We start from the raw sequence: 16495 nt of genomic DNA, 5'->3' as shown, positions 1-16495 counted from the left end.
TTTATGCTTTTCATTATTTTTTATTTTAATATAGGATTTTATTAAATTTATGCATTATAAATAATATATCAGATGAAGCAAGTTTGTATTTATAGCTGTTTTTAATATAAACTCTTTAAATAATAAAATAAAGTTAGTCAAGTTTAAAGTCTGCCCCTTCGATCTTTAAATCCATTTAATAAAATTAATAATCTATGGCAATAATCTCAATTATATGTTATCATTTCTTTGGGGGTAAAAATTATGAACTACGCAGTATTTATTGTATTAGCAGTGTCTACTGTATTTTATTACACTATTAGATTTTATTTAAATAAGTATAAAGATTTAAACATACCGCTATTACCAGAAAGATATTATGATAACCCAACTTTAACTTTAATTCAAGCAATAATGACGATGGTATCAATATTAGCTGGCTATATTGTCACAAAGTTTTTTCTGGACTTATTCTTCTATTAATAAGGTAAAAACACAGCCTATAATATTAAGTAGTTGCTACCCAAAATTAAGCCAACATTTAAATCATAACTTTCCGATTTCCATCTTACTATTCTCTATTCATCAATGAATCTTTTTATAGCTGAAATAAAGTATGTACAAATAAAAATAACAAATACTATACTAAAGCTTCCTCCTATTATAAATCTAACAGATAATGCTTCTGCTAATACCCCGCCCAATCCCATAGCTAATGGTACAAGACTGGTAGATAGTGTCCTTTTAAATCCATGCACTTTCCCTCTCATATTAGTTGGTATATTGGCTTGAAGAGTTCTCTGAATTATGCTATTTGTAATAGCGATTCCAAAACTATGTATCGCAAGTAATAAAGTAATCACTATAAAATTATTTGATAATGAGACCATAACCATACAAACTGAAGTTATTAAACCACTAAAAAGAAAAATTGTTGACTTTTTTAGCTTTTTAAATGAAATCATCGTCACTGCAAATAATCCCACTAAAGTTCCTACTACTTGAAAAGCTATAGCTATCCCATATAGGGTAGGTCCTAATTGTTTACTACTATTAAAAAATGGCAGAATTAACATTCTCGCCATAGAACCAAAAAAATTAAGGCAGGCTATTATAAGATATAAATGCTTTAAACCACTAAGATTCTTTACAAATTTTATCCCAAGTTTTAAGTCTTCAAAAAAGCTCGTTTTATTCTTACTATACTTAATGTCAGGTATTTTTATAAAGATAGTACTTACTGTAGCATACAAATAACTTATACCATTGAATAAAAATAATATGGGTGCGCCAATAAGTTCGAATAAACTTCCTCCTATAGCATTCCCTGAAATTCTTATAGTGCTATTCGTAATTCTAGTAATTGAATTTGCTTTTATCAACTTATTATTTGGTACAATATCAGGCATAGACGAATTTATAGTAGGTCCAAAAAAACATCCGCATATTCCATTTATAACTCCACCTAATACAATCATCCATACTTGTATAAATCCAGCTATTGCACCAATACCTATAAAAACTATTACTAACCCTCTCATGCCATCTGTTATAATAAGTATTTTTTTTCGGTTGTATCTATCTACAACTACACCAGCAATAGGTGAAATAAATATACGTGGTAAGGTTACCGTCATCATTAATAGCCCCATCAGCCCTGTAGACCCTGTTACAGCAAGTATCCAAAACCCTAAAGCAATATCATATACGGTGTTACCAATATTAGAAATAAACTGTGCCTGCCAAAGTAATACGAAATTTCTCTTCCACGAAGCCTCTTTTATATCCTTACTTTCTATTTTTATCATATATTCCCCCTGCAATATGTTCCCTATATATCCAACTTTATCCTAAACATAGTAGCTTCGTACTTTCGTCCATTGCTAACACTGATATCTCCCCCGTGCTTAACAATAATATTTTTACTTATAGCTAGTCCAAGCCCTGAACCACCATCACTTTTTCTGACTTTATCTCCTCTGACAAAAGGATCAAATAAATGTTCTTTTACATCTTGTGGTATACCTACTCCGTCGTCAGCTATTTCCAGATAGACTTTGTCCTTCTTTCTATATAGTTCTATTCTTACCTTTGTATTCTTTGGGTTGTATTTTATTACATTTTCTAATATATTTGCGATAGCAGAGTTCATTAGATGGTTATCAAAACTAACATTAATAATTTCACTTGGTATGTTAAGTATAACTTTAAAATCTTTATCTTCCATTTGTTGATAATATTCTGCAACTATTTGACGTAAAAATTCTGTAAAATTATTCTCTTTTTTATAAACATTATAATCAACATTTTCAAGCTTCACATAGTCAAACATATCATTGATTAATTGATCTACTCTTTGTGATTTTTTATATATTGTCTCGTAACATGATTCTTTGTCTTTTTCTTTTACTATCCCATCTTTTAAAGCCTTTATATAACCTATGATAGTAGTCATAGGTGTCTTAATATCATGTGACACATCAGCAAGCAGTCTCATTTTACTCGCTTCTAGCTTCTTTTTTTCCTTCTGTGTTTTTTCTATAGTCCCAGCCATATCATTAAATGCATCACGTATAAGTAAGTATTCTCTCTCTGCTTTAAAATCAAGTCTCATGCTGTAATTCCCCGATGTCATTACTTTTATTCCATTCATTAATTTATGAAGAGGTTTGATAATCCTCTTTGATGTCCATCTCCCATAAAATATTGTATTTATTATGATACTAATAATTATTAATATCAATCCTGCAATTATTGGATCGTATACTGCCTTCATAAATTTATACGGTGCGTTTATAAAACTATAATTTACCTTTACACTATCTAAAGGAATTTTGACTACACAGTAGTAAGTCCTATCATCTTTTTTGAATTGCTGTATTGTGCCATGGTATCTATCATGATTGTTTTTGGTTATATCTAATATATTAAAAATATCATCCCTAGTATAATGTTTTATTATGTCTTTCTTATCACCTTTGACATAGATAACATCTAGTTTTTCATCCAATATTTCGACCCATCCACCAATATCTTTAATACTACTTATGTCTATGTTTTCGTAGTCTGCTCTGACAAGTTTAGAAGCTACTACTTTCATAACTTTATTATCTTGTATTTCTTTTGTTGTATAATTAACTACTCCTAGTACTATAATTAAAGAAGATATTAACATGATAAATAAGGATAACATATAGTTCTTGACTATCAGAGCAAATATGCCCTTGTTCCTTGATCTCTTCATTAACTTTCACTACCTTTATTTAACTTAATATTATCTATTTTATAACCTAACCCTCTAATTGTTTTAATATAAACAGGTTGCTTTGGATTTTGCTCTATTTTATTTCTAAGATTACTTATATGCACCATTATGGTGTTATCATCACCATAAAATTGATCTTTCCAGACTTCTTCAAATATCTGTTTTTTTGTAAACACTCTTGATGGGTTTTGCATGAGCATTTTTAGTATTAGGAATTCACGAGATGTCAGTTCTATACTATTACCATCTTTATACAGTGTACAACTTGGTAAATCCAGTCTTAGGTTTCCAAGCTGTAGATAATCACTCTCTACTTGCCTCTTGGTATTATTGTACTTACTACATCTACGTAATTGAGCCTTTATACGCGCAATGACCTCCATGGGATTAAATGGCTTTGTCATATAATCATCTGCACCTAACTCTAAACCTAAAATCTTATCATGATGTTCACGTTTGGCTGATAACATGAGAATCGGTATTTTGTAATTTTCTCTTATTTTTTTAATCAATCTATAACCGTCAATGCCTGGCATCATTATATCAAGTATAGCCATATCAATACTCTGCTCTTTAATAAATTTTAGTGCATCAATACCATTATAAGCTTTCACTACTGTATATCCTTCTGATTCAAGGTATAGCTCTAAAAGATTTACTATATCTTTTTCGTCATCTACTATTAATATTCGCTCGCTCATAAAATCCTCCCTATTATTATATCTTCTACTATCATACCATACCTTGAAAATGAATACATTATTATATGTTGTTAATCAGAGAAGCAAATTTATCATATAAACTTCCTTCCATCATAAATATCTCATCTGCAATCTTTAATCCTAGCTTATGTGATATCAGTAACATTGCCATACCACTTTCATAATATTTATGTTTCGAGCAACCTAATTCTTTCGTATCCTTAATAGCTTGATCATAATTCTCTTTATCTGCTAGAATCTCTAATACTTTCAACTGAACATAGTAGGCTGTTCCTTCGATTAGTTCATAGAAATCTTCGCTATTTACTAACTGTTTACATTCCTCTTTGGTTAAGTTACTCTCTAGGTATTTATTGCGCTTATTTCTAATCTGTATATATCTTCGAGCATTGATTAAACAAAGTTCACTTGTCTTTGCTGTTAAAGCATTATACAATGTTTCTCCCTCTTCTTTAGTATATTTACTAAGTACTTCATCCTGCTTTATTTTTATCATTAACGCCTCGTCAAGCTTTATCTCAGTCTCTTCTAGCTTTTTAAAGTGTGTAAACTGATAAGCATGAAAAGCTTCATGGTAAAGTATAGCTATGTATTCTTCGTCCGTCATGTTACTTTCACTAAATCCAAAGCTATTTTTAATCATCTTGCTTTCATCACCTATGCCTTCTACAAACTCTTTTACATTTCCTAATTCGTCATAGGAAGGCACTAATACGTTCATTTTACCATCTACTCTATATGCTGTTGCTGCTAAAACTGGTAGTATTTCTTTTCGTTTTTTTATCTCTTCATTATAAAATACATATTCCATATCTTGAGCTTTTATAGCTACTGGATAATCACTAATTCTTAATCCTTTCCATACTTTCTCTTCAACTATACTCTCTATTTCTTTTGAATACTTGTATAGCTCGTAGTTTTTTTTATCAAGTCCTTTATTAGATGTAACAAAACATGAAATCACCAATAAAACACCCACTATAAAATATATCTTGTAGAATTTATCTATTTTGCTCATTAATACACCTTCTTTCTGAAATTAACCAATAATAACGTTAATACTATATAAGCAAATAACAACTGGTATATAATGGGGGATGTTTGCACTGTTTTTCCAGTTATATATAGCCCAACTTGTTTATTTACTGTATATAAATCGGGAACTATATACAATAACCCCCTTAACACTGTACCTCCAAATCCATCTAATGTCTTTACATATATTGCAAGCATGTTATGAAAACTTCCTAATAGATAAATCACTATACTTAATAGTCCATTGATTGTTAAAGAGAATTTGATACTAAATAAGCTAACAATTGCACTTATTGTAACTGTATTTACAGCCATAATAATGAACGCAATAATATGCCTATGTAAATATATTTCGCTTCCTCTTACAATATTGAAGACTATTATACTCGTATACAATATTCCTAGGCAAATTATAGACATAATCATATTGCTTAATGCAAGCCCTAATGCATATTCGTGTGGTTTAACTCCTCTTATCAAGACAAGATGATGTGTCTTGTTATCAATCTCTTTTGGTATTGTTACTAGCGATAATGTTACTGCTAGTATACTTGCTATAAAACTTACCATAACAATTAATACTGGTATAACTTCATTAAAAGTTACCATCATACGTCCTTTGTAAGAAAAGCTCCCACTAAGAGCTAATAATAGTATAATCCCAATACCTATGCCACTAACAATAAATATCGTTTTATTTCTTATTTTTGCTCTGATACTGTTTTTCATAATTGTTAACATAAGTTACCTCCATTCGTTTTATATTAAACTTTAAATACTTACTGATTAATAATATCAAGAAATATATTCTCTAGACTCGTATGATCTTGTAATTCATCTGCAGTCCATTCCTTCATAATCTTACCTTTATCAATAATTATTCCTCTATCTGCAACTCTCTGTACATCTCCTAAAATATGAGAATTGAGTATTATAGTTTTTCCTTTTTCTTTAAGTTCTTTTATTAAATTTAGAATATGTACCCTACCAACAGCATCAAGTCCTGCTGATGGTTCATCTAAAAGCAATATATCTGGATTGCCTAATAAAGACTGTGCTATTGCTAAGCGTTGTAACATTCCCTTTGAATAATTTCTAACCTTCTTTTCTCTGTTATCCCACAAACCTACTTGCTTTAAAATGGTTTCTATCTGATTATTCTTACTTTTTTTTGGTATCCTTTGAAGCTTAGAAAAGAAATCCATAACTTCTACCGCTGATAAAAATCCATGAAAATATGGTGTCTCTGGAGAATAAGCGATACTTACACCTTCATCCCTATAAATCCTACCTGCTGTTGGTTTTACCAAACCTAGTATCATTTTAATAGTAGTAGTTTTGCCTGCTCCATTGCTACCTAAAAGTGCAAATACTTCCTTTTCTCTAACATGAAAACTAAGATTATTAACTACTATGTTTTTATTATATTTCTTAGTTAACCCTTCACATTTCAACATTATCATCACCTCTGTATATATACTAACAACACATTCTTTTGCGAGTCTAAACCAAATCTTAAGCTAACCTAAAGTTTAAGGAAAGTATCTAAATGCAATAAAAAAACCGCCTTAATTTGGCAGTTTTTTTACCCTTTTCATCTAATATCCTTTTAAGCTCCCTTATATCTTCTTTTGTAAGATGCTTTATCTCTAAAATTTGCAATCATACTATAGTTTTTCTAATTATAGGAATTTAAATATTTCTTTAGGTATTTTTCTCCTAATGGGTTAACAGGCTTATTGTTTTCTCTTACTTCAAAGTGTAAATGAGACCCTCTAGCTTTTCCCGTTTCACCTACCTTTGCTATCACTTGATGCTTGCTCACTATTTGTCCCTCTTTAACAAGTATATTACTACAATGTGCATAAAGAGATTTTATATCATTACCATGGTTTATTAGTACAACTTTTCCATATTCACCATCAAAGCATGCTTTTTCAACTATCCCTGCTTCGACGGAAATTATATCAGTATCTTTAGTTGCACGAATATCAATTCCGCTATGATCAACTATTTTCTTTATTATTGGATGCATTCGCTTTCCAAACCTACCAGTTATTCTATTAAATTCAGTTGGTAAAGGCCAACACATATCAATATTTTTATTTTCGTTTTGCTCTAAAACTAAAGAAAAAAAATCTTTTTTGGGGATATCTTTTTCATACTCACTATTTTTAACTTCTCCTTTAGCACTTGTCAAGAACATAACCCCTAGTACACCTACTATCATAACTGTTGCAAAAGTTGCTTTTACTGCGTTTTTCCTAAATTTAGCTATCATTTTTATCCTCCTTTTTAAACTGTATTTAGTTCCAATAGTCCCTTCCACTATCCCTATATTTTTTGTTTCCATGTTTTTTGAAATCAGACTGAGTATTGTTTTGCCATATTGTATTTTCTTATCTTCACTTATGTAATTTAACGCAACTGTGTCACAACATATTTCGCAATCATTTTTCATAACCTTAAACCCTAACCACACTAAAGGATTAAACCAATATATTGATTTTAATATTGCTAATATCCAAAACAGTAATAAATCTCGTCTTTTATGATGCGCTAACTCATGCATTAATACGTATCTCAGCTTTGTATCATCTAATAAGTCATCAATATTTGAAGGCAATAAAATTTTAGTCTTAAATACTCCATAAATTGATGGCATATCAACTACATCTGTTAGAAATACAGGAATATCTTTTCTTATGTTCATTTTATTTTTACATTCACTACATATCTTTTGCAGTTTATTGTTTGAAGGTAAACTATACAGTTCCATCTGTTTATTGAAATACATGTTTTTAACTATTACTGCTATTATTAATGAAACTGTTATTATAAACCACACGCTTAATATTAGAAACTGATGATTATCTAATAAGCTACCTACTCCTTGAGTAGTCTGCATATTTGTGTTAACTATTTGCTCTGATATAGGAAAATTTGCTACTTTTATTGCTACTGAGACTTCACTAACTAAATCACTTGTATTGACAATATCCTTTGTACTCGTACTAACCAAGTTATAAACACTTAAAGCTGATTTTGGGGAAAAAGGTACTATTAACTTAACTAATAGAATATACCAAATATAGTAGTTAAATTTAATAAAACTTCTCTCTTTTAGTAGTTGTTTAATCAGCAATATCACTATTATTATTAGGCTTGATTTTACAGTTGTATCTATTAGCAATTTTAGTATGACATCACTCATATTACACTACCTTTCTTTATCCTTCTCATCCAATATCTTTTTAAGCTCCCTTATATCTTCTTTTGTGAGATGCTCTGTCTCTAGAAAATTTGCAATCATTGGCTTTAATGCTCCTCCATATATCTTTTGTAGAAAAGATTTGTTCTCTGCTCTTACACATTCTTCTTTGTTCAATAATGGTGAGTAGTAGTAAGCTCTATTTTTCACTTCATAAGTTATAATACTTTTTTTGACTAATCTGCTAAGTAAAGTTTTAATAGTTGTAGGCTTCCAATTGGTCTTCGCTGATAATTGTTTCATTATATCGCTAGATGTATGCGGTGGATTATACCATAATACCTGCATTATTAGCCACTCTGAATCTGTTATTTGTGGTAGTTTTCTCATATTTTCACCTCCTCGACTACGATTGTAGTCTTGTGTATAGTCTACACCTGTAGTCATTGAATGTCAAGGATTTTCTGTATATTGAATCATAAAAAATGACCAGCAATCGTATAATTTTTACGATAAAATGGTCATTTTTAAATATATCAATATTTTTTATTTAATTTTCTGAGCAAGGATTGAGTACCAGCTAATTTCATCAAAATCTTTTTCAAATTCTCCATGTTTAGTTTTACCTTGATAATAATTCCATATATAATCCATATCAAAGCATTTTCTAATTTCAAAACCAAAATCATTTAATATTTTCTCATAGTCTTTAAGCTTTAAAGGATAATAAGTTGGAGCAAATACAAATGAAACTTTTTCATGTTTACCCATCTTATCTGTAGATGTCGCAAATATAAAATCTACTGACCCATTATCGTGCCAATCCCATATTTGATAAAGGCTAGTATGTTCTTCTTTTGTCATAACAAAGGGATCTCTTGGAGTAAAAATTGGTCTTTCTTTTAAAATTTTATCCCAATTTCTTATATCTATATAAATTAATCCCCTATCATTAATCTTGTTAGATATATTCTTTATAAAATCTCTAACATCTTCATTATTCACATGTGGCAATGAATTGCCTGTTGAAATAATACAATCATATGTATTTTGCAAATTAGTTTTTAAACTCCTAAAATCAGATATAAAAAGCTCCACGTCATACTCTATTTCTTTTAAATTTTCTTTTGCTTTTTTTAATAGATTTTCACTCAAATCTGAACCTGATATTTTATAGCCCAGTTTAGCTAAAGGCAATGTCGTCCCTCCTGCTCCTATTGAGCAGTCATGAAGTGTTGTTATATCATAATCTTCGAAAACTTTCCTATAAAAATCTAGTAGCTTACTTTGCTGGTTTTGTGACATGTTTTGATTGTATAGCGCTGATGATTTGTACAAATCCATGCATCCTCACTCCTTTTTATGACTTTTAATGTAATATTTGATACACTTATTATAGCACTAAAAAAGAGTTAAATCTTTCGCTTTCTAATATAACTTTTATAATTAATAAATTTAAAAAAACACAAAGTTTGTTTAAGAAATTTATATATGATTATCGTATTTTCATTGTTATATTAACCTATTTTGTATCTATTAAATTCAACCTTATTATTACTTTTGTTCCTTTACCGATATTACTACTAATCTTGAAAACTCCTTTATGCAACTCTATTATTTCTTTACTTATTGCAAGTCCTAATCCACTGCCACTTGTATCTTCACTTCCTTTATAGAATTTGTCTGTAACTTTCTTTAGTTGGTTTTTAGCTATTCCAATTCCACTATCTTCAATTTCTATAATTGCATATTCATCTTCTTTAGAAACTGTTATATTTATATACCCTTCATTTTTATTAAACTTAAAACTGTTATCAATTACATTAATCAACACCTGTTTTAATCTATTATAATCTCCTAGGATTTTCATATCTTGCTCATATTCTTTAATATTAATTATTATAGATTCTTTATTACTTCTTTGTTCAAAGAGATGTGCTACATCATTTATCAATATCCCTATAGCAACTGTTGTCAGTTTAAGTTCTAGCTCTTTTCTTTCTATCCTTGAAAAATCTAATAATTCTTCTACTAATCGTGTTAAGCGTATTGTCTCTGTGTTAATTATATTTAGCCCTGCCATCATATCATCTTTAGTTGTATCATTTTCAAGTAAAGTTTCACTCCATCCTTTAATTGCTGTTAATGGTGTTCTTAGTTCATGTGAAATTGATGCTATAAACTGGTTTTTGATTTCTTGAGCTTTTTTTATCTCACTAGCCATATTATTAATTGAATCTGTAAGTTCTCCTATCTCATCACCGTATTGCTTGTTTATCCTCTCTGTAAAATCACCTAGTGCATATAGCTTTGATACCCTTGATATCTCTCTTATTGGATTTATTATCGATTTTGAAAATATAGTACTTAATAGTATCATTATTAATAGTATCATTATGCATATGACAATAGATATCTCTATTATCGCCATTATAGCTTTATTTGCTTTTTCAAGTGAAACTATTCCGCGGATTACTCCCTCCACCCTGTTATTAAAGTACAAAGGCTTTGATACTATCATAACTTTTTCTTTACTGTAATAGTCCATTATTTCATACCCTGTTTTACCTTTTAGTGCTTGAAAAAAATCTTTGGATTTTATTTTAAGGTTTATATTTGTTTTATTTGATGTGTATATGAGTTCTCCTAATCTGTCAACTATCTGTATTTCTATATTGTTTTCTGTATTATTATCATTATATAGCTCATCTATTGCATTTTTAAAACTCACACTTCTCTTTGCTAGGAATTTGTTATAGATAGTTATTGTTACTTCTAGGTTCTTAACTATTTCAGACTTTACATATCCATGATAATAATTCTTTATTAATATAACAAAACCCACTTCAAAACACATAAGAATAACTATAGGTATTAGTAGATAGGTTCTTAACCATCGTTTTTTTATCCCTTTCATTTATTCATCTTCCCATTTATATCCATATCCCCAAACAGTTTTTATATGCATAGGATTTGATGGATCTTTTTCTATTTTTCTTCTTAATCTACTTACATTTACATCGAGTGTATTTAATGACCCAAAATAGTTTTTCCCCCAAATGTGATCTAACATATTATTTTTTGAAAGTACTTTATTTTGATTTTCTAAAAAATACTTAACTATCTCAAACTCAGTCTGCGTGGTGCTTATGAACAAGCCATCTTTGTAAAGTTTTCTTTTATCTATATTAAGTACAAATCTTTTAGTCTTTATTGTAGCTTGATTACTAATTTTTACTCTTCTACTGAGTGACTTGATTCTCAATATTAATTCTTTAGGGCTGAAAGGTTTTGTTACATAATCATCAGCCCCATGTGATAATCCTTCTATTTTATCTTCCTGCAACGATTTTGCGCTAAGCATTATTACCCCTATTTCTTTATCTGTTTTTCTGATATTTTTTAATACCTCAATCCCATTAAGTGTAGGCACCATGATATCTAGTATAGCAATATCTATAATTTCATTTTTTATTATAGATATTGCTTGCTCTCCATTTATTGCTTCATATACTTTATAACCTTCTCTTGATAGATTCAGCTTTATAAAGCTTCGGATACTGTCTTCATCCTCTAGTAACAATATATTCACTACTTCCTCCACCCAACTATAAAATTATTCTTTAATTCTTGATTTAGATTATATTCGTTATATAAGTCTTTATCTTTAATTTTTACGAAATACATTTTGTTTTGATAACTTTTTAGATATTCGTATGTTTCATCTAATTTACTCGCTGTCTCTTTATCAGATACAGTTACAATATCAAATATTGTTTTATCTTTACCATCTTGTTTTATTGTATATAAATCTTTATTAATTAAATCATCATGGATACTAGTATACGAGATTTTATCTTGCATTTCATATGGTAATAATATGTGATAATTATTGTAATGATTTCCTATCCCCTTAGCTACTAATTCAATGTTATTCTCTTTGTCCCATCTAAACCACTTAATACCCATCTTTCTATTTTCTATACTATTCGTTAGATTATAGTACATAGGTATTTCTAGTATGCCATCTTTATTGATATCTAGTGCTTTTCCTGTATTCATTATATGATTTAGCTCAAAAGCTCCTTTATCTCTAGTATTATTGAAATTTAGTTTTATAGGGTTTGTAAGTTTATCATCTTGATAAACTAGCAAATGGTTTATAGACGTATTAGCTCCTAGTATACTTCGTACATATACACCTTTTATATCCTTTGCTACATTTCCTGTCACCAAATCTCGAACTTCTGCATCTCCCAGCATTTCTTCACTTACCATACTATATCCATCTTCTTTGTACTGATATAACCTTACATTTGTAAATAACATATCTTCCTTAAATGCTGTAAGTATTTCTAGTTTATTATCTTCATTCATATCAACTAGTTTATATTGTTCTAATGGTATGCTAGCTAATTCATGTAATGACTTGTTATATTTATAGATATTTAATGTATAGTTGTTTGCAATGCTTGGATTATTTTCTTTCATTTTTGTTATAATTTCAATTACTCCATCTGCATTTATATCTTCAAACTGAACTGTACTAAGTTCTTTCCCATTGTTATTTATTTCGTCTATCAACTTTAATTTGTTATTAATTATATTGTATACTGCAATTTTCAAAACCTTATTTAGTTCTTCATTTTTATTTTGATAAAACACTATTAATTCATTCTCATTATCATTATTTAAATCTAACATATTTATTGAATTAATGCTATCTTCTAATAGTTTAAAATTTTGTGGTATGTTCTTTTCTATTAGACTATGTATGTTTTTGTTTATTATACTTGATTTAGGTTTTGCCATTATATCCTCCATTGCATATTTACATCCTCCAAATAATAAACTTGTTATACATGCTGTTATTATTAATCCTCTTTTCATATTTTTCCCTCCATTGATGTGTTTGTAATGTGTTTGTCTATATTATATAAATTAATTATTTATAAATCTTGACAAAGTTATTACAATATTTATTAAAATAAAAAATAGAGGCGCTTGCTTGCACCTCTCAGACTGTAGAAAAAAGCCCAATTTCTGCGTTGTTGTTAAAATTTCCGTTGCTCACTTACCTCTAAGTAAGCTCTGCTACTCAATTTTAACACGCCTTGAAATTGAACTCTTACTATAGTCTGCTATCTTGATGACTTTGTCATCAACCTAAGAGGTGCTATGCTTGCACCTCTATTTTTATTTTACTACTTATCGTATTTTAAAATTCTCATTATTAATGTTTTTTCTAGTTCGTTAACGCTACTAAAGTCCATATTTTCTATATAAAAATATTCCATATCATCATGCATCTTTTTTGCTGCTGATATATTTGATATTGCTGTTGCTATAAGAAATTCAAATATTTTTCTATCTTCCTCTATTTCATTTTTATATTTACTTACTATATCTTCTACTAAAAAGCTTTCTAAATCAACTAATTTAAAATTTTTCTGACTAAAGCACTTACTGCTAGTAAGCCCTACTTTTAATTTTGGAATATATATTGTTTCTATTTTATTTGGTTTTAATGGTGTATGATACACTTCCACGTAATATCCTAGCTCTGTAGCTCTCTTGTAAATCTTACGCATCATTGTTGTCTTTCCTGAGCCTATATCTCCTTTTAAGTAGTAAACTCTTTCTGCGTTTTGTAAAATTGATTCTGTGTATTCTACCCATCCAGTAGGGGTATATGCGCTACCAAATAGATGTCTTTGTTTTCCTTCTATTACACTTGCCTCTTGCCCACAAAATATCTCTTTTATCAATGTATCACAAACTACGTTTGTAAGCCCAAATTCTAATGCTTCTTTATTTTTGTCTTCTATTGATTCATAAACATACCTTGCTGAAGCTAAGTATTTATAAGCTCTTCTAAACAATCTGCCCACTTCTTTGTTACACTTTATAATCTCTTTTTTATTTTTTTCCATACCTTCAACGTCCCAATAATCACCTAGATGTATTATCTCCACCGTTAACCTCTTTGGGACAAATGAAACGCTTTTTTAAAATTGATGTTTCTTCTGTGTATATTCCGATTTCTTGATTTCCACTACAATATGTTGGATTCTACGCGATTGCAAAATCAACATATTGTAGTAGAAGAATAATTAATTATTTTACCTTATATATTAATCAAACAATTGTATAGATGGATCTCCGAATACTGTCCATGTATTAAATGTCACTATATCATCAGCTGAACCATTTTGTAACATTTTAGTTGCACCTGTATAACAGATAGCTCCAAATGTTTTTGCTGTTTTATTGACAATTATATCATTTATGCCATCTTGTCCTCTCATTGGTGGTACCCAAGGCTGGCTGACTGTTGACATATATGTTGCAATAGCTCCTATTGGATTACCTCTTACATCCTTTGAACGAAGCCATACTTCAGCAAAACAAGTACGGTCAAAGAATTTACCATTTACGCATGCTACACTAATGATAAACGGTAACTTTCTCGCATTTGTTAATTTCTTAATATCAGCATTACTAAATCCTGTTGTTCCAAATGATTCAGAGCTTCCATGTCCGCAGTAATTAACAATACCTCTTCCTGCATTTAAACTATTTGTAACCTGCTGTGCCGTTGCTCCAGGATCATATATTTGATCAATATGTGTGTAGCCTACACCGAGTAGCTTACCACGAATGATATCCATATGTTGGTTATCATATTCACCGTTATGGCCTGGGCCTAGATTAGAAGCAATACCGGTTCCTTTTTTGTACCATGGTCTATTGCTATAGCCATTTTGTTCGAAATCTAAGGTACGTTTTACTTGCGTCTCTACATCAGCGATGCTTTCTGCTGAAAAACGTCCTACAAAAATATCTGGATAATTGTCATTACCTGATACTTTCGTATATTCAGGATCAGATACCCCTTTATTATAAGTAGGTGCATGATAAGTAGGTGAAGAAACTTGTGCGTAATCGCCTACCAATAGAACATAAACTAAATCTTTATGTTTATTATAATAATTCTGAATATAAGTCTTTATTTCTGACGCTTTATTACTTGATGAAACCTGAGAGATATTCACCATCTCTGTGCTAATTCCTTTTTTATTCTTCCAAGCCACAAAAGGTTTCATTGCATTATTATATGCATCGTTAGTGATAACTAACATTTTTTGGCTAGTGGCTCTATGACTTTTGCTAGATACTTTATTGTAATTTAAAAACATAAAATCATACGTGCCTTCAAATGCTGGAGTTATTTGAGTGGTTGCCATAGAAACTGAACTTGAATTGACAATCTCTACTGTAACAGAACGATATACTCTTAATGTTTGAGTTGATCCTTGGTAACGAAATGCATTAACAATGATATTAGCACCACGTAAGTCTCTCATAATAAAAGGTTTGCTTATAGATGCTATTCCATTTGGATACCAATCTGAGCTTTCATAAGTATCACTAAACGTATATGGAACTGTTGAAGGATCTATATCTCTTGTAATAGACCCCTTAGATGGTGCAATAGGTGTTAATGTGAAATCTTCATATTCTGTATCAATAATTTTCAACTCTGCATCCCCATCCATTGGGATAATAATACTACCATTTAAACGAGGAAGCTCTGGGTGACCTTTTTCCTGTAATAACCTAGTATCTTCACAAATTATTTTGTTATATATTTCATCATCAATCGTTACGGATTCAGTTGTAAAGTTCTTAATATTAAACTTGATAACTGTACGCTCGCTATTTGATTCCTCTACTATTGCTTCGATGTCACTTTGTTCACTTATGTTTGTCTCAGGAATTGCATAGGATACGGAACCATTAACAACAAATAATAATTGAGCAACTGCGAATACTAAAACACACATGATAGCTAAATTCTTTCTTCTTAAACTATAGAACATTTCAATTCTCCTTTTTGAGTACTTATTATTTTTTTATTTTATTTATGCTTTCTCAAATTTAACAATATCGTAGCATATACACGGTTTGGTAATACCTTTATAGCTACCATTCCTCTATTTTTCGTTGAATTAAGCCTTATCTCAAATCCTTCATAACGAATACCAAGTCATTATCAACATATCCATAATTTAAGACATGTTTAAAATTGCATTATGAAGTAAAATAACCTACTAAATTCAACAATTCTACATCTCCTAATTAGTTCTAAACTCCTCCTCAAATGCTGTTAGAGCCTGTCCCATCCCAACCATTCTTTCAGTGAGCTTTACTCACTGCTACTAAAAAACTTGATTCTTCACTACAATATGTTGGATTCCACACAATTGCAAAATCAACATA

15 protein-coding genes are annotated in these 16495 nt (G+C 29.7%); 1 reads left to right on the top strand and 14 read right to left on the bottom strand.

What is annotated here, in order from left to right; all coding sequences use genetic code 11:
* The first annotated feature begins 243 nt into the window (after nucleotides 1-243).
* Nucleotides 244-462, top strand: a complete 219-nt coding sequence (locus tag P3X86_RS12015) for a hypothetical protein (protein WP_483292937.1) — start codon at nucleotides 244-246, stop codon at nucleotides 460-462.
* A 95-nt stretch (nucleotides 463-557) separates the two neighbouring features.
* Here the strand turns inward: P3X86_RS12015 and P3X86_RS12010 are convergent, their stop codons facing one another.
* The 14 genes from P3X86_RS12010 to P3X86_RS11945 all read right to left on the bottom strand — a co-directional run bounded on the left by P3X86_RS12010 (nucleotide 558) and on the right by P3X86_RS11945 (nucleotide 16095).
* On the bottom strand, nucleotides 558-1787 hold the full coding sequence (locus P3X86_RS12010; protein WP_483292936.1) for an MFS transporter: 1230 nt from the start codon (nucleotides 1785-1787) through the stop codon (nucleotides 558-560).
* Nucleotides 1788-1810: 23 nt separating this feature from the next.
* The gene (locus P3X86_RS12005) at nucleotides 1811-3223 is read right to left on the bottom strand and encodes a sensor histidine kinase (RefSeq protein ID WP_483292935.1); all 1413 of its coding nucleotides are present in this window, start codon (nucleotides 3221-3223) and stop codon (nucleotides 1811-1813) included.
* Nucleotides 3223-3945, bottom strand: coding sequence for a response regulator transcription factor (locus P3X86_RS12000; RefSeq protein WP_483292934.1), 723 nt, complete (start codon nucleotides 3943-3945; stop codon nucleotides 3223-3225). Before P3X86_RS12000 ends, P3X86_RS12005 begins: the two co-directional genes overlap by 1 nt.
* Nucleotides 3946-4006: 61 nt before the next feature.
* The gene (locus P3X86_RS11995; protein WP_483292933.1) at nucleotides 4007-4984 is read right to left on the bottom strand and encodes a hypothetical protein; all 978 of its coding nucleotides are present in this window, start codon (nucleotides 4982-4984) and stop codon (nucleotides 4007-4009) included.
* Nucleotides 4984-5742: a hypothetical protein gene (locus P3X86_RS11990; protein WP_483292932.1), complete on the bottom strand. Its 759-nt coding sequence runs from the start codon at nucleotides 5740-5742 to the stop codon at nucleotides 4984-4986. The genes P3X86_RS11995 and P3X86_RS11990 overlap by 1 nt, the downstream gene beginning before the upstream one ends.
* A gap of 38 nt (nucleotides 5743-5780) precedes the next feature.
* Nucleotides 5781-6458 (bottom strand): ABC transporter ATP-binding protein, encoded by a 678-nt coding sequence (locus P3X86_RS11985; protein ID WP_483292931.1) that lies wholly within the window; start codon nucleotides 6456-6458, stop codon nucleotides 5781-5783.
* Nucleotides 6459-6679: 221 nt separating this feature from the next.
* Nucleotides 6680-8215 carry a M56 family metallopeptidase gene (locus tag P3X86_RS11980; protein WP_483292930.1) on the bottom strand — a complete coding sequence of 512 codons (1536 nt, stop codon included), beginning with the start codon at nucleotides 8213-8215 and terminating at the stop codon, nucleotides 6680-6682.
* A gap of 6 nt (nucleotides 8216-8221) precedes the next feature.
* Nucleotides 8222-8602, bottom strand: coding sequence for a BlaI/MecI/CopY family transcriptional regulator (locus tag P3X86_RS11975; RefSeq protein WP_483292929.1), 381 nt, complete (start codon nucleotides 8600-8602; stop codon nucleotides 8222-8224).
* Nucleotides 8603-8758: 156 nt separating this feature from the next.
* Nucleotides 8759-9556, bottom strand: a complete 798-nt coding sequence (locus tag P3X86_RS11970; protein WP_483292928.1) for a class I SAM-dependent methyltransferase — start codon at nucleotides 9554-9556, stop codon at nucleotides 8759-8761.
* 178 nt (nucleotides 9557-9734) lie between these two features.
* The gene (locus P3X86_RS11965) at nucleotides 9735-11129 is read right to left on the bottom strand and encodes a sensor histidine kinase (RefSeq protein WP_483292927.1); all 1395 of its coding nucleotides are present in this window, start codon (nucleotides 11127-11129) and stop codon (nucleotides 9735-9737) included.
* Nucleotides 11130-11804 carry a response regulator transcription factor gene (locus tag P3X86_RS11960; protein ID WP_483292926.1) on the bottom strand — a complete coding sequence of 225 codons (675 nt, stop codon included), beginning with the start codon at nucleotides 11802-11804 and terminating at the stop codon, nucleotides 11130-11132.
* The gene (locus P3X86_RS11955; protein ID WP_483292925.1) at nucleotides 11804-13102 is read right to left on the bottom strand and encodes a hypothetical protein; all 1299 of its coding nucleotides are present in this window, start codon (nucleotides 13100-13102) and stop codon (nucleotides 11804-11806) included. Before P3X86_RS11955 ends, P3X86_RS11960 begins: the two co-directional genes overlap by 1 nt.
* Nucleotides 13103-13416: 314 nt before the next feature.
* The gene (locus P3X86_RS11950; RefSeq protein WP_483292924.1) at nucleotides 13417-14187 is read right to left on the bottom strand and encodes a hypothetical protein; all 771 of its coding nucleotides are present in this window, start codon (nucleotides 14185-14187) and stop codon (nucleotides 13417-13419) included.
* Nucleotides 14188-14346: 159 nt separating this feature from the next.
* Nucleotides 14347-16095 (bottom strand): C25 family cysteine peptidase, encoded by a 1749-nt coding sequence (locus P3X86_RS11945; RefSeq protein ID WP_483292923.1) that lies wholly within the window; start codon nucleotides 16093-16095, stop codon nucleotides 14347-14349.
* Nucleotides 16096-16495 lie beyond the last annotated feature (400 nt).

This window comes from Abyssisolibacter sp. ZYX002 (assembly GCF_056892235.1).
The sequence above is the reverse complement of the archived record's forward strand: the minus strand, read 5'-3'. Positions and strand labels throughout refer to the sequence as shown.

Excerpts from the sequence above, each read along its gene's own strand:
- P3X86_RS11975 (WP_483292929.1), bottom strand. The coding sequence starts at position 8,602 with ATGAGAAAACTACCACAAATAACAGATTCAGAGTGGCTAATAATGCAG.
- P3X86_RS11980 (WP_483292930.1), bottom strand. The coding sequence starts at position 8,215 with ATGAGTGATGTCATACTAAAATTGCTAATAGATACAACTGTAAAATCA.
- P3X86_RS11965 (WP_483292927.1), bottom strand. The coding sequence starts at position 11,129 with ATGAAAGGGATAAAAAAACGATGGTTAAGAACCTATCTACTAATACCT.
- P3X86_RS12010 (WP_483292936.1), bottom strand. The coding sequence starts at position 1,787 with ATGATAAAAATAGAAAGTAAGGATATAAAAGAGGCTTCGTGGAAGAGA.
- P3X86_RS11995 (WP_483292933.1), bottom strand. The coding sequence starts at position 4,984 with ATGAGCAAAATAGATAAATTCTACAAGATATATTTTATAGTGGGTGTT.
- P3X86_RS11970 (WP_483292928.1), bottom strand. The coding sequence starts at position 9,556 with ATGGATTTGTACAAATCATCAGCGCTATACAATCAAAACATGTCACAA.
- P3X86_RS11945 (WP_483292923.1), bottom strand. The coding sequence starts at position 16,095 with ATGTTCTATAGTTTAAGAAGAAAGAATTTAGCTATCATGTGTGTTTTA.
- P3X86_RS11990 (WP_483292932.1), bottom strand. The coding sequence starts at position 5,742 with ATGTTAACAATTATGAAAAACAGTATCAGAGCAAAAATAAGAAATAAA.
- P3X86_RS12005 (WP_483292935.1), bottom strand. The coding sequence starts at position 3,223 with ATGAAGAGATCAAGGAACAAGGGCATATTTGCTCTGATAGTCAAGAAC.
- P3X86_RS12000 (WP_483292934.1), bottom strand. The coding sequence starts at position 3,945 with ATGAGCGAGCGAATATTAATAGTAGATGACGAAAAAGATATAGTAAAT.
- P3X86_RS12015 (WP_483292937.1), top strand. The coding sequence starts at position 244 with ATGAACTACGCAGTATTTATTGTATTAGCAGTGTCTACTGTATTTTAT.
- P3X86_RS11955 (WP_483292925.1), bottom strand. The coding sequence starts at position 13,102 with ATGAAAAGAGGATTAATAATAACAGCATGTATAACAAGTTTATTATTT.
- P3X86_RS11985 (WP_483292931.1), bottom strand. The coding sequence starts at position 6,458 with ATGTTGAAATGTGAAGGGTTAACTAAGAAATATAATAAAAACATAGTA.